Annotated in this window: 13 protein-coding genes and 1 tRNA gene; 6 read left to right on the top strand and 8 right to left on the bottom strand. The window is 70.7% G+C overall.

The annotated features are described in order from the left end of the window. Positions 1–116 precede the first annotated feature (116 nt). Genes ACFW5B_RS18475 through ACFW5B_RS18465 form a run of 3 tightly spaced genes read right to left on the bottom strand, consistent with a single transcriptional unit; the run spans position 117 to position 2,767 of the window. Complete coding sequence (locus tag ACFW5B_RS18475) at positions 117–1,352, bottom strand: cytochrome P450 (RefSeq protein WP_386440168.1); 1,236 nt, start codon at positions 1,350–1,352, stop codon at positions 117–119. Position 1,353: 1 nt separating this feature from the next. Then, entirely contained in the window at positions 1,354–2,559 is a 1,206-nt protein-coding gene (locus ACFW5B_RS18470) for an NAD(P)/FAD-dependent oxidoreductase (protein ID WP_386440166.1), read from the bottom strand. 16 nt (positions 2,560–2,575) lie between these two features. Continuing rightward, a complete protein-coding gene (locus ACFW5B_RS18465; RefSeq protein WP_361121489.1) occupies positions 2,576–2,767 on the bottom strand; it encodes a ferredoxin in 192 nt (63 codons plus the stop codon). Between the two features lie 441 nt (positions 2,768–3,208). Between ACFW5B_RS18465 and ACFW5B_RS18460 the strand changes: the two genes are divergently transcribed. Both ACFW5B_RS18460 and ACFW5B_RS18455 read left to right on the top strand, forming a co-directional pair. After that, on the top strand, positions 3,209–3,712 hold the full coding sequence (locus ACFW5B_RS18460; protein WP_386440164.1) for a hypothetical protein: 504 nt from the start codon (positions 3,209–3,211) through the stop codon (positions 3,710–3,712). A gap of 379 nt (positions 3,713–4,091) precedes the next feature. After that, a complete protein-coding gene (locus tag ACFW5B_RS18455; RefSeq protein WP_386440162.1) occupies positions 4,092–4,733 on the top strand; it encodes a TetR/AcrR family transcriptional regulator in 642 nt (213 codons plus the stop codon). A 279-nt stretch (positions 4,734–5,012) separates the two neighbouring features. Here the strand turns inward: ACFW5B_RS18455 and ACFW5B_RS18450 are convergent. Further along, positions 5,013–5,086: transfer RNA gene (locus ACFW5B_RS18450), tRNA-Gly, on the bottom strand. Positions 5,087–5,364: 278 nt separating this feature from the next. Between ACFW5B_RS18450 and ACFW5B_RS18445 the strand changes: the two genes are divergently transcribed. From ACFW5B_RS18445 to ACFW5B_RS18435, 3 genes are all read left to right on the top strand, one after another. Continuing rightward, entirely contained in the window at positions 5,365–5,523 is a 159-nt protein-coding gene (locus ACFW5B_RS18445) for a hypothetical protein (protein ID WP_016573140.1), read from the top strand. A gap of 215 nt (positions 5,524–5,738) precedes the next feature. Beyond that, on the top strand, positions 5,739–6,314 hold the full coding sequence (gene dcd / locus ACFW5B_RS18440; protein WP_386440160.1) for a dCTP deaminase: 576 nt from the start codon (positions 5,739–5,741) through the stop codon (positions 6,312–6,314). Positions 6,315–6,398: 84 nt separating this feature from the next. Next, positions 6,399–6,896, top strand: coding sequence for a phosphoribosyltransferase (locus ACFW5B_RS18435; RefSeq protein WP_386440158.1), 498 nt, complete (start codon positions 6,399–6,401; stop codon positions 6,894–6,896). A 144-nt stretch (positions 6,897–7,040) separates the two neighbouring features. Here ACFW5B_RS18435 and ACFW5B_RS18430 read toward each other — a convergent pair whose 3' ends face one another. Beyond that, positions 7,041–7,604 (bottom strand): hypothetical protein, encoded by a 564-nt coding sequence (locus ACFW5B_RS18430; RefSeq protein WP_386440156.1) that lies wholly within the window; start codon positions 7,602–7,604, stop codon positions 7,041–7,043. 329 nt (positions 7,605–7,933) lie between these two features. Between ACFW5B_RS18430 and ACFW5B_RS18425 the strand changes: the two genes are divergently transcribed. Further along, a complete protein-coding gene (locus ACFW5B_RS18425; RefSeq protein ID WP_386440154.1) occupies positions 7,934–9,439 on the top strand; it encodes a ricin-type beta-trefoil lectin domain protein in 1,506 nt (501 codons plus the stop codon). A 93-nt stretch (positions 9,440–9,532) separates the two neighbouring features. Here the strand turns inward: ACFW5B_RS18425 and ACFW5B_RS18420 are convergent, their stop codons facing one another. From ACFW5B_RS18420 to ACFW5B_RS18410, 3 genes are all read right to left on the bottom strand, one after another. After that, complete coding sequence (locus ACFW5B_RS18420) at positions 9,533–10,477, bottom strand: Yip1 family protein (protein WP_386440153.1); 945 nt, start codon at positions 10,475–10,477, stop codon at positions 9,533–9,535. 99 nt (positions 10,478–10,576) lie between these two features. Next, positions 10,577–11,134 carry a GNAT family N-acetyltransferase gene (locus ACFW5B_RS18415; RefSeq protein WP_386440151.1) on the bottom strand — a complete coding sequence of 186 codons (558 nt, stop codon included), beginning with the start codon at positions 11,132–11,134 and terminating at the stop codon, positions 10,577–10,579. A gap of 73 nt (positions 11,135–11,207) precedes the next feature. Further along, positions 11,208–12,527: an FG-GAP repeat domain-containing protein gene (locus ACFW5B_RS18410; protein ID WP_386440149.1), complete on the bottom strand. Its 1,320-nt coding sequence runs from the start codon at positions 12,525–12,527 to the stop codon at positions 11,208–11,210. Positions 12,528–12,724 lie beyond the last annotated feature (197 nt).

The raw sequence follows: 12,724 nt of genomic DNA, 5'->3' as shown, positions 1-12,724 counted from the left end.
ACCTCGGACAGAGGTGACAGCTGCGGCTGACGGCACACCGGTGCTCGGCCGGTCAGCCGGCGTCGGCAGCGACGGCACCGTCTCGGCCGACTGGCCGAGACGGTGCTTCTCTCAGGTCACCAGGTCACCGGCAGTTCGAACACGCCGTTGATGTTCGCCCATGACTTGAACGGGACGTCTTCGACAGGGATGGCCAGTCGCAGTGTGGGGATGCGGCGCAGCAGAGTTTCGAAGATCACGTGTAGTTCCATGCGGGCGAGCGGCTGGCCCATGCACTGGTGCACTCCGTAGCCGAAGGCCATGTGGTCGCGGGCTTGGCGGTGGATGTCGAAGCGGTCCGCATCGGGGTAGTGGGTGTCGTCGCGGTTGGCGGCGAAGTTGAGGGGGATGATTCCTTCTCCTGCGGGGATGACCACGCCACCGACTTCGAGGTCCTCGGTCGCCACGCGTGTCACCACCAGGTGGACGATGGTGAGGTAGCGCAGCAGTTCTTCTATGGCGTTGGGGATGAGTGCGGGGTTCTGCTGCAGTTCGGCGAGCTGGGCAGGGTGTTGCAGCAGGGTCAGGGTTCCCAGGGCGGTCATGCTGGCGGTGGTGTCGTGGCCCGCGACGGTCAGCACCAGGGCGATGTTGGCCACCTGCTCAGGCGGGATGACGCCCTCCCGGGCTGCCTTGACCAGCTGCCCGAGGATGTCGTTGCCGGGGTCCTCGGCGGCTTCCCGCGCGGCGCCCAGCCGGGACACGTACGCGTGGAGTTCCGCGTGCGCGTTCCGGGCCTGGTCCATGACGGTGGGGTCGGAGCCGTCGCCCCGGTGTCCCAGCTGCTCGGCGATCTTGTTGAAGAACGCCTGGTCCTCCACCGGTACGCCCAGGATCCAGCTCAGTACGGTGGAGGGCACCGGCAGCGCCAGCGCTTGGACCAGGTCGATGGGGCGGTGCGGGTTGGTGAGCATCGCATCGATGGCGTCGTCGACCAGCGCCTGGACCGCGGGGCGCATTGCCTCCACTCGCTTGACCTGGAAGTTCTTCGACAGCAGGCGGCGGTAGAGGGTGTGTTCCGGCGGGTCCATCCGCAGGAAGGAGCGGGTGTTGTCGGGCGCCGATTCCTCATGGCTGGAGAAGATCAGGGGGAATCCCGGGTGGCGAATGTCGGCGCTGACCCTCGGGTCGGCCAGTACGGCGCGGACATCGTCGTAACGGGTGACCAGCCAGGCCGGTTCGCCGGCCCTGGTGGTCACCCTGGTGACCGGGCGCTCCTCACGGAGCCAGGCGTAGATCTCCGGCGGGTCGAAGGGGAGGCGCGGCCAGGGGAAGGACGTGGCAAGGGTGACTTGCGCGGTTTCCGGGTTCATCTCACGCACCTGTCTCATATCGCTCGAACGAAGGGGTTTCCAGCAGTTGCTGCCGATACCGGCGGAGGTGTTTGGGGCTGTTCCAGCCGAGCACCGCGACGGGACGGCCGGCCGCGTGGAAGAGGGCCACGAACGCCCCTTCGGCGGGGTCGCCCTCGACGACGGTCATCTCTGCGCCGGCCGGGATCAGGCCGTACACCTGGATCTTGGCCTCGTACTGGTCCGTCCAGAAGTACGGGAGCGGGTCGTACGCGTCCACGTTGCCGTGGAGTAGGTTGCGAGCCGCCGCCATGCCCTGTTCGGTGGCGTTCATCCGGTGCTCCAGGCGCATCCGCCGCCCGTAGCGGGCGCTGGGCCACGAGGACACGTCCCCGGCGGCGAAGACGCCCGGGGCCGCCTGGCAGTACGCGTCGCACGCGACCCCGTCCATCAGTGGCACGGCGGAGGAACGCAGCCACTCCACCTGCGGCGTGGCACCGATGGCGACCAGCACACAGTCGGCGTCCAGCACGTCGCCGTCGCTGGTTCGTACGCCCGTCACCCGTCCGCCGTTGCTGACCAGGCCGGTGACGCCTCGTCCGGTGTGGAGCCGCACACCGTGTGCGCGGTGCAGCTCGGCGACCAACGCGCCTGTCTGTCTGCCGAGCTGGCGTTCCATGGGTGTCGGTTGCGGGTCCACGACGCTGACGTCGAGGCCAAGGTCGCGGATGACGGCCGCGGCCTCAAGGCCCAGGAAGCCGGCGCCGATCACGACCGCGCGCGGTTCCTGCCGCAGATGGTCACGGAGCGCGGCAGCATCGTGTTCACCGCGCAGGACGTGGACACCGTCCAGGCCGTCTGCGAACGGCAGCCGACGCGGCGCGACCCCCGTCGCGATGAGCAGGCCGTCGAAGGCCAGTTGCCCACCCTGGTCGAGGTGGAGTCTGCGCCCTGGCAGGTCGAGTCCGGTCGCGCGGCACCCGGTGCGCAGTTCGACGTCCAGCCCGGCGTAGTGATCCGCGGTGCGTAGCAGCGTCTGAGGGAAGTCCCATGTACCGGCGAGGACTTGTTTGGACAACGGTGGACGGTCATAGGGCGGACTCGGCTCATCGCCCAGGAGAGTCAGCCGCCCGGTGAACCCTTCTCGGCGCAGGGTTTCGACGCCGGTGAGCCCTGCGGCTCCCGCGCCGACGACAGCGATGTGTTGCAGGTGTTCGGGCGGAGGCACGGCGGGGGTGTTCACCTCACGCCTCGGCCATGATCGCGGCTGCCGGGCAGAGCTGAATCGACTCCTGCGCCGCGCCCCGTTCGGCTTCGTCGGGCTGTTCCTTCAACAGGACCACGACGCCGTCGTCATCCTGGTCGAACAGGGTGGGGGCGACCAGGACGCACTGCCCGGACGCAACACAGCGCTCCGCTTCTATTCGTACTCGCATCAAGAGCCTCCTTCGGCCGGCGCCGCGCGGCCGCGCGGCGCCGATGGGTCGGTAAGGGATCGGTCGAACAGCTGATGTGGCGGGATCTGCGGTGCGAGGTGTCGGTCCCCCGAGGGTGGTGCCAGCGCCGCGCCATGCCGGGTCGCCTGAGGGGTATGCCAGGCGGTGAGTCGTGCCCAGCAATTTCAGACGGTCAGCGTCCGTTATTGATGGTGCGACGCTATGGCTCTGGCCTTCAGGCTGTCAAGTGAGGGAAGGGCAGGCCCGTATGCAGGACGCACAACGCCCCCTCGCATCCGTGCACCCGACCACGGAGCGCACAGGAGGGCTCTTCCTGCCCGGTGCCACCTCGCCTGCGCAATCCTTGCTTTCAACACCGGTTGTTGGGACGACGCCCGCACGGAAATCGAGGCCGACCTCGATCCCGGCGAACACTTCGCCATGAGCCGAGCGCTGCGCGCGCTCGCCGCGCTCATTGCGCTGCACCGCGGTCGGCAGTCCATCGCCGCGGCCCACTTCGACGCCCTGGCAGCGGCAACCGACGTCGGAACGGTCGCCTGGTTCTACGAGTACCTGCCCCTGCGCGCCCACGCTTTCGCCGACGAGGCCCAAGGCGATCCCGAGAGCGCCTACGTCCGGCTCGCAGCTGCCTTCGACCACGGAGTCGGAAACCTGCCCAGCCAACTGATCCTCGGCTTCCTGGCCCCGACCTCGTCCGACTCGCCCTGGTCAACGGCGACACCAGCAGTGCGCAGCGCTACGCACACGCCGCGCCCGCCCGCGCCGGACACCGCGGCGCGCCTTACCACCTCGGCGATGACCTCCGATGCCAGGGACTCCTGGCAAAGGACCCGGACCTGCTTCTGGAAGCGGCCCACTGCTACCCAGGCCTTTGAGCGAGGCGCATGCCTACACCGACGCGGCCGAGCTGACGGCCCTGCGTGACCAACCAGCCGAGGCCCGCACTCTGCTTGACCAAGCACTGACGATCTACCGAAGCCTGAACGCGCGCCGGGACGCGGACCCTGCCATGTCCCGCCTGCGTGCCCTCGGTGTTCATCGCGGCGTACGCCGACCGCACACCAGCACCCGCTACGGTTGGGAGGCGCTCACCACCACCGAACGCATCGTGGCGGATTACGGCCATGGGCTCCCACCGCTGTGGAGACCCTCCCCGCTGCTGCACCCAGGACATCGGTCGCGGCCGAGCCCCGGCCAGGGCGGTCTCGTCCACCGGCGAGAACGGGACCGGCGAGGTCCCCGCCGAGGAGCCCCCCGCCCGCCACCCGCACCAACGCCGTCCTGACATGGCAGACTCGTCGTCGTGCCTCACGACACCCCCAGCAGAAAAGGGCCCGGCCGCCCTGCCGATCCCGACATCGAGCCGCGGATTCTGGCCGCCACACTCGACGTCTACCGAGAGGTCGGCTGGTCCGGGCTGACCCTGGACCTGGTGGCACGACGGGCCGGCGTCGGTAAGGCGGCGCTGTACCGACGCTGGGACAGCAAAGAGAAGCTGATCGTCAGCGCACTTGCCTCGCAGCGTTTCACCGACGAATTCCCCGACACCGGTTCACTGCGCGGTGACCTCATCGCCACCACCCGCGTTCTGCGCCAGTCGTTCTTCGGCCCATCCGGCCTGGTGCGACTCCGCGCAGCAGTCGAAGCCAAGATCTACCCCCAGCTGTTCGGACAGGCCGTGGCCGAGCTGAGACACCTGCACAGCAAGACAGTTGCCGAGGTCCTTCGCCGCGCTGTCCAGCGCGGCGAAGTCGCCGACGACGCCACCACGCCGCTCATCCTGGAAACCTTGATCAGCACCCTGATACAACGCTTTCTGGTCACGCCCGTCGACGAACAGGCTGACTTCGAAACAGCCTACGATGACAACGCCACACGACTCGTGGACTTCGTCCTCGCCGGCGCCGCCTACCACCCGCCCAGAACAGCTACCGAAGACATGTAGCCGCTGCGCCGGACGCGCACCTCTCTCAATCGGGCCGCTTCCTCATACGCGCCAGCACGACCGCTTGGACCACCTGCGACGGCCGAGGGACGAGATCGGCTGCGACTCCGGGAGAACAGCTCTACGCGCTGATGGTGCTCGCCGCGTGACCTCTGAGGTGTCGTGTGCTACCTCTCTGTCCGCCCTGTAGAAGGGCGTTGGGGCGGGCCGAGGGCGTGCCCACTCCGAAGGGGTCTGGGCAACGCTGAAGCCCCAGTTCGCCGACCTGGGGCTTCCATATGGAGCGGGTGACGGGAATCGAACCCGCGCTCTGAGCTTGGGAAGCTCATGTTCTACCATTAAACTACACCCGCGTAATCCCGCCTCTGAGCGAGAGCGGAACATCGTCGCACACTCTACCCCATCGCCGCCCCGCGGCGCATTTGGCATGCCCGGAGGGTGTGTGCGGGGGTGCCGTGGCGGTGTTCGCGGCTTGTGGTGGGTGGGGTGCGGGGGTGTGTTCGGGGGTGGGATGTGGGTGCGGGGGGCGGGAGTTGGGGCGTACGGTTGGGCGGCGGAGTGCCGCGTGTGAGGGCGCCCAGTTCATCCCCTAATGTGGCTTTTGTTGTCCACGCAGTTGGGAGAGGACTTGATGGAGCGCACCGTCGTACGTTGTGCCGAGGGCCACGTGTTCAGCACCGCTTCGTTCCCGATGCAGACCACCGACCGGCTCGGTCCCGGACGGCTGTTGCGCTGCCCGCGCTGCGCTCGACTGCGGCACTCGGTGCCGGTCGAGCACGCCAAGCGGTAGCGAGCAGGAGAAGTGCGAGAGTCGTCACGACGGGCGCAGGGGTGAGCCAGGAGGCTCGCGGCGCTCGGTGAGGACAGCGGCCGTGCCGTGTGAGAGAGGCAGTGGCCGGAGGCAGGCAGAGGTAGGCAGAGGAGTGGACGAGGGCCCGGTCTCCCAGGTGGGGGCCGGGCCCCTCGTCGTGCGAGGGGGGCCGGGCGGGCGCGTATCCTCGTCTCGTGCTTCTCTCAGACAAGGACATCCGGGCCGAGATCGATGCTGGTCGGGTGCGCATCGACCCCTACGAAGAGTCGATGGTGCAGCCGTCCAGCATCGACGTGCGGCTCGACCGCTTTTTCCGGGTGTTCGAGAATCACCGGTACCCGCACATCGACCCTGCCGTCGAGCAGCCCGACCTGACGCGTGAGGTCGTGCCGGAGGGCGATGAGGCCTTCATCCTGCACCCCGGTGAGTTCGTACTGGCCTCGACGTACGAGGTCATCACGCTGCCCGACGATCTGGCGTCCCGGCTGGAGGGGAAGAGCTCGCTGGGGCGGCTGGGGCTGCTGACGCATTCCACCGCCGGATTCATCGACCCCGGGTTCAGCGGGCATGTGACGCTGGAGCTGAGCAATGTCGCCACGCTGCCGATCAAGCTGTGGCCGGGCATGAAGATCGGGCAGCTGTGCATGTTCCGGCTGACCTCGCCGACCGAGCACCCGTACGGGAGCGAGCGGTACGGCTCCCGCTACCAGGGGCAGCGTGGACCGACGCCGTCCCGTTCGTTCAAGAACTTCCACCGCACGCAGGTATGACACAGCCGCGTCGGGGTGGGCGGCGCGCTCTGCAGGGCGGGCGCGTGGCAGAGGGTGTGGACACACGAGGTCTGAGAGAGATACGTGAGTGACGTGCGGGAGAACCTGACGTACGAGCGGTTCGGCGGGGCGATCCGTGAGCTGGCGCAGACGATCGCCGATGACGGGTACGAGCCCGATGTCGTGCTGTCGATCGCCCGCGGCGGCGTCTTCGTCGCCGGCGGTCTGGCGTACGCGCTGGACTGCAAGAACATCCACCTGGTGAATGTGGAGTTCTACACCGGGGTGGGGACCACCCTGGAGATGCCGGTCATGCTGGCGCCGGTGCCGAACGCGATCGACTTCTCGGACAAGAAGGTGCTGATCGCGGACGATGTCGCGGACACCGGCAAGACGCTGAAGCTGGTCCATGACTTCTGCCAGGGGACGGTGGCGGAGGTCCGCAGCGCGGTGATCTACGAGAAGTCGCAGTCGCTGGTGAAGTGCGAGTACGTGTGGAAGCGCACGGACGAGTGGATCAACTTCCCGTGGAGCGTCGAGCCCCCGGTGGTGCGGCGCGCGGGGCAGGTTCTCGACGCCTGAGGCGAACCTGGCCGGCCGATCGCCGCTCCCTGTAAGGGAGTTGGCGGTCGGCCGGTTTTTTTGTTGCGTCGCCTCCGGCCACTCGCGTCCCGGGTGCTCCACCCCTGCTTCGTGGTGGTGGCATGACGTGTTCCGTCCCCGGGGTCAGAGCAGCCAGGCCAGGTAGGCGGAGAGGGCTGTTCCGGCGACGGACGCCAGTGCCAGGCGCTTGGCGAACCAGGCGAGCCGGGTGCCCCGTACCGCCGTGAAGAGGTCCTGACCCATCGTGCCTCTGCGGGGAAGGACGCCGCTCGCCGTTACGGGCAGCGCTGCCGAGCCGATCAGCAGGCCCAGGAAGGTGAAGGCGAGGTGGCTCCAGGCCGAGCTCATGCCCGTGACGACGTAGCCGGCGGCGCCCTTGCGGACCTGGAGCGTGTCGCCGGGGTCGGCCTCCTGGGTGTTCACTCGGGCCCGCGGGGCGGTCGACGGGCCCGCACCGCCGCCGGCCCCGACCGGGTGGAAGGTGCCGTAGCAGTGGCGCATGCCTCCTCCTCCGCCACCACCGCTGTGGCACTCGCTGACGGTCAGCTTGCCGCCGGTGCCCAGGAGGCCGCCGGCGACGGCGGCCTGGAGCAGGGTCACGCCACAGATGCCGAGGGCCACCAGGAGGCCGATGATGCCGACGGCGCGGCCTGCTGCGGTGGGCCCAGGGGCGCTCATTGGAGGCATGGACAGACCCTATGGCAGCGCTCGGTGCACAGCTGCCGGCGGTGCGGTGCACGGGAGGTGCTCGGCTCCTGAGGTGGCCCGGCCGGCCGATCGCCGCTCTCGGTAAGGGAGTTGGCGGTCGGTCGGCTTTTTGTTGTGCCGCTTTCGGCCAATCCCGTTCCGGGTGTTCCACCCCCGCCCCCCGCCGACTAGAACCCGCGGTAACAGCGGTAACAGGAGACCGGAGGGGAGGCCTCATGGGGCGTGCGAGACGTGGGCGGTGGGTGTTAGGTGGGCGGAGTACGGGAGACGGGTCACGTGCGGGGCGCGGGCACCGGCTGAGGGCCGTTGTGGCGACCTCGGCCGCGGCGCTGACCGTGGTGGGGACCGTGGCGGTGGGTGGGGCGAGTGCCGACACCAAGGGCGGCACGGCTGCTGCGGCCGCCAGGAGCGTCACGCCGCTGGCGCCCGAGCTGGAGAAGGTCCGGGCGCGGGAGGCGGAGCGGCTCTACGGGGATCCGGCCGAGCGGCCGCTCGGGGAGCGCAAGACCTCGGTGATCTCGCTGGGGGACAGCGAGATCTCGGGGGAGGGCGTCGGGACGTACGAGCCGGGGACGGACGGGCCGGACAACTGGTGTCACCGGTCACCGGACTCGGCGATCCACCGGACCGGGATCGGGGCGGAGGTGACGTACAACGCCGCCTGCTCGGGCGCGGGAACCGGCAACATCGTGCTCGGCGGCAGCAAGCAGTACGCCGATGAGCTGGTGCAGAGCGACAGTCTCGCGATCGCCGCCCGTAACACCCGGCTGAAGATGGTGCTCCTGGTGGCGGGCGCCAATGACGACCTCCAGTTCGGGCCGGTGATGACCGACTGTGTCACCCGCTGGTTCCTGCTCCAGGGCACCTGTGAGCCGAAGTACCAGCCGGGCTGGCAGGCGCGGGTCGACGGGCTGGTGCCGAAGGTCGAGCGGACGGTCGGCGATCTGCGGACCGTGATGCGGGAGGCGGGGTACGCGGACGGCGACTACCGGCTCGTGGTGATGTCGTATCCGAGTCCGATCGGGCCGGACGTGGAGGACAACCCGCGGTATCCGGGGAAGCTGCCGGGCGGCTGCACGGGATACACCTCGGACGCGGGCTGGGGGCGCAATGCGGCGGTACCGGCGTTCGAGAAGGGCGTGCGGAAGGCCGCGCGGGACGCGGGGGCGACCTACCTCGACGCCTCACGGCTGTTCCACGGGCACGAGGTGTGCATGGAGGACACCTGGGCCCGCGGGCTGTATGTGAACCTCTCCAACCCCTTCCCGCCGAACTCGAATTCGGTGCGGCAGTCCTTCCATCCGAATGCCCGCGGGCACGGCGCGTTCGCGTCCTGTCTGACCCAGCTGTACGCGTCGGGGCTGCGCGAGGCGTCCTGCGCCGATCCGGCGAGCACCGGGCGGCCGAAGCTGTACCCGGGTGCCTGGGACGACGCCTACCGGCCGCTGAAGAACGCCGGGACGGGCACCTGTGTGGACGCGACCGGGGCCGCCAGCCGTAACGGCACGGTGGTCGGCGGCTGGGACTGTCATGGCCGGCGCAACCAGGGCTGGTGGTACGACACGGAGCAGCGGTCGCTGCATGTGGAGCTGACCCAGGACCGGTGTCTGGACGTGCCGGGCGCGCGCTACGCGGCCGGCACCGGGCTGGTGCTGTGGAACTGCTCCGCCGCGGCCAACCAGCAGTTCGTACGGGCCGACGGCGGCACGATCCGGCCGGCCGCCGCGCCGTCGCTGTGCCTGACGCTGGCCGGCGCGAAGGAGCCGCTGCGGTTGCAGGGGTGTGACGGGTCGGCGGGGCAGCGGTTCGCCTGAGGGCGCGCAGGGCGTGAGCCCGCCATACGGGCAAGGGGCCCGCTCCGGAGCCGAGTGCTCCGGGGCGGGCCCCTTGCCGTGGCCGGTGTGGCGCTACAGCGTGCCGAGCTTCACCAGGGCGAGCAGTGCGACCAGCTGGATCGCGGAGGCGCCGAGCGCCTTGGGCCACGGCAGGTCGTGCGACTTGCTGACCATGGAGGTGAGCAGATAGCCGGTGGCGAGCCAGGTCAGCCAGCCCAGGACCTGGACCAGGGTGCTGTCGCCGCCGAGGAACATCCCGAAGAGCAGCCGGGGCGCGTCCGGGATCGTCATGATCAGCATGGTCAGGCCGATGGTCGGCTGCCAGGCGCCGTCACCGCCGAGCTGGCGGGCCATGGTGTGGGTCACCGCACCCAGGATCAGGCTGCCGACGACGAACATCGACGCCGTGAGCCCCACCCACGGGATGATGTTGGAGAGGGTGCCGTTCAGCACGTCCTCGCGGGCCTTGTCGAAGCCGAAGACCGCGAGCAGGCCGTAGATGAAGGTGACGATCAGCGCCGGGCCCCACACGGCGTGGTCGCGCATCTGCCAGAACGTGGGCTCGGGGCGCAGCACGATGCCGGACAGCAGCTGCTTCCAGTGCAGCCGCGGCCCGGCCGGGGGCGCGCTCGGCTGCCCGGCGCGGTAGGTGTCGCCCGTCCCGTAGGCGTCGGAGCCGCCGTCGTACCCGTCGGGCGCACCGTAGGCGTCCGGGGCGTCACCGACGCTGAACTGCTGGGTGTGACCAGGGTTGTTGTCGTTCGAATACGGTGCGTAGGACTGCTGCTGGGGTTGGTAGCCACCGTCGCCGAAGTACTCGGGCTCGCCGTGCTGCCCGTGCGGCTGCGGCCGGCCCTGCGGTCCGCCGCCGTACTGCCCCGGTGCCGTCTGCCACTGCCCAGGCGGCGAGGGGGGCTGCTGCTGCCCGTACGGCCCTTGCTGCCCGTACGGCGCCTGCTGCCCCTGCTGCCCCTGCTGTCCGTTCTGCGCGGGGCGGGCATCCCGTCCGCGACCCATCCTGAATCCAGCCACGTACTCGAAAGTACCTGGTCTGCGTGGATCGAGTGGCGGAGCCGGGGGATCGGGCCCCGGTTTGCTGCTGACCTGTGACATCCCCTAAGGGGTTCCCCGAGGGGGAACGGGGCCCTCGGCCGGGGTCCAGTGGAGGGTGAGGTCCGGCAGGTTCTCCATGTTGGCGCTGCCGTCGTTGGCGGCCACGATCCGGAAACCGTGGTGGGCGTAGAACGCCCTTGCGTCGGTGTTGAGTTGAAAGACATGCAGGTACAGGCCGTCGGGGCGGTGCCGTCGCGCCGCGGCGAGGAGGGCGGAGCCGATGCCGCGGCGCCGGACATCGGGGCGGAGGTAGAGCTGTTCGAGCAGCTCGCCCTGGAGGGACGCATAGCCGAGGACCTCCGGGCCGCGGACCGCGACCAAGGTGTGACTCTGCGGCAGCACGATCTCCCGGATCCAGCGGGTGACCTCTTCGTGGGTACGGCGCTGGGGCGGCAGGTAGGGCATGGTGGCCTGCCGTGACGCCTGGTGGACGGCGGCGATTGCGGGGGCGTCCGTGGGGAGGGCGAGCCGGACCGTGACGGGCGGGGCGGGCGGCGTCTCGCGGGGGGCGGGGCGGGCCGGAGCGCTCGGATCGCCGGCCGTGCCCGTGGCTGTGTTCATGGCCGTCATGCTCGGACGGGACCCGGGGCCGGGCAAGTGTATTAGCCACGGACCACAATCCGCCGATGGGGCGTCAGGAGGCCCTGAAATCCGCTGTGGTGAAGGAGAGGGCGGGTCGTGCGGAGAGGCCTGACGGGCCGCCGGTGAGGACCGTCACCCGGTCATGGGCGCGGCCGCGCCGGGTGAGCAGGACGAGGTCGGCGCGGCGGTCGCCGTCGAAGTCGGTGAGGGCGAGGACCGTGGTGCGGGGGCGGCCGGTGCCGGGCAGGCGGGGTACGGCCACACGGCGGACCGTGGTGGACAGCCCGTTCGCCGTACCGCTCAGGAGGGCGGGGCGAGTGCCGCCGATCACGAGGTCCGGGTGACCGTCGTGGTGCACATCGGCGGCGGCGAGGGTGGGAACGCCGCCGGTGCCCGTACGGATTCCGCCGGGCCGGCCGCCGACGGACAGCAGACCGCCGGAGTCGGCGGTGACGGAGGTCACGCCCCGCCCGCCCCCGGAGAAGCGCCCGAAGACCGTGGCATAACCGGGCGGGTAGGCGGCCGGGCCGGCGCGGAGCGGGCCCCGGGGGCCGCCGAGGGCGAGCCGGCTGCGGGCCCGGCGGCCGGGGTCGGCGGCCCGTACGAGGAGGTCGTCGGTGCCGTCGCCGTCGAGGTCGGACGACGCCAGGGGCGCCGTGGCCGCGAGGGCGGTCCCGGGGACGGCGACGGGCGCGCCGGACGCCTTCGGGGCGCCGCGGCGGGTGAACGGGCCCCGCAGATAGCTGATCCGGGGGCCGGAGGCGGTGACCGCCAGGTCGGGTGCGCCGTCGCCGTCGAAGTCGCCGCAGACCGGCTGGTCGGGCCATTCGTTGCCGAATCGCGCCCGGTCCGGGATGCGGAGGGTCACGGCACGGGCGGCGCCGAGGCCGTGCGGTGAGCCGAAGAGGAGCTGCACGGGGACGGGCGGGCGGCCGATGCCGTCGTACGGCGGGTCGGTGGTGACGACCAGGTCGCTGAAGCCGTCCCGGTCGAGGTCGCAGACGCTCTCGGCGTCGAAGGACGCGGGGACGGTCCCTCCGGAGCGGGCGGCGTGCCGGGCCGGGGTGAGCAACTCCCGGGTGGCCGGGGCGAGTCCGTGCGCGGAGCCGTAGACGATGCCGATGCCCGGGTCGTCGTCATGGCCGCCGGCCGGTGCGAGCAGGCTGTCGAGGACGAGGTCGGGGTGTCCGTCGCCGTTGAAGTCCTGGGCGGTGCGGCTGCCGTGGCCGGCGGGGACGGGGCGGGCCCGGGGCAGCGTGGAGGCGCGGTGGGGCGTGCTGGGGCGGGGGTCGCCGGAGGGCGAAAGCAGCCCGCAGGAGCTGAGCAGGAGGGCCAGCCCGAGCCCCGTCGTCGCGGCGAACCGTCGTCCCATGCCGTATCCACCCCACCCGTAACGCTGTTGTCGTGTCGTCCACCGCGCCTCCGATGTTTCCCGGTCGGCCGGTGCCCCGCAACGGCCCCCTGAGGGGGACCGGAAAGGCCGGCGGCCGGCCCCGGGGGGGGGGCGGGCGCCCCGCCGGCGCCGGGGGCCCGCCCGGGGGGGGGCAGCCGCGGGGGGGGGGGCCCCGG

This window comes from Streptomyces sp. NPDC058773 (assembly GCF_042746015.1).
Taxonomy (GTDB): Bacteria; Actinomycetota; Actinomycetes; order Streptomycetales; family Streptomycetaceae; genus Streptomyces.
This window is presented reverse-complemented; position numbering and strand designations above follow the sequence as displayed.

Bases quoted from the DNA above. Each gene is read 5' to 3' on its own strand.
- ACFW5B_RS18475 (WP_386440168.1), bottom strand. From the start codon at position 1,352: ATGAACCCGGAAACCGCGCAAGTCACCCTTGCCACGTCCTTCCCCTGG.
- ACFW5B_RS18465 (WP_361121489.1), bottom strand. From the start codon at position 2,767: ATGCGAGTACGAATAGAAGCGGAGCGCTGTGTTGCGTCCGGGCAGTGC.
- ACFW5B_RS18460 (WP_386440164.1), top strand. From the start codon at position 3,209: ATGAGCCGAGCGCTGCGCGCGCTCGCCGCGCTCATTGCGCTGCACCGC.
- ACFW5B_RS18445 (WP_016573140.1), top strand. From the start codon at position 5,365: ATGGAGCGCACCGTCGTACGTTGTGCCGAGGGCCACGTGTTCAGCACC.
- ACFW5B_RS18430 (WP_386440156.1), bottom strand. From the start codon at position 7,604: ATGCCTCCAATGAGCGCCCCTGGGCCCACCGCAGCAGGCCGCGCCGTC.
- ACFW5B_RS18420 (WP_386440153.1), bottom strand. From the start codon at position 10,477: ATGGGTCGCGGACGGGATGCCCGCCCCGCGCAGAACGGACAGCAGGGG.
- ACFW5B_RS18415 (WP_386440151.1), bottom strand. From the start codon at position 11,134: ATGAACACAGCCACGGGCACGGCCGGCGATCCGAGCGCTCCGGCCCGC.
- ACFW5B_RS18410 (WP_386440149.1), bottom strand. From the start codon at position 12,527: ATGGGACGACGGTTCGCCGCGACGACGGGGCTCGGGCTGGCCCTCCTG.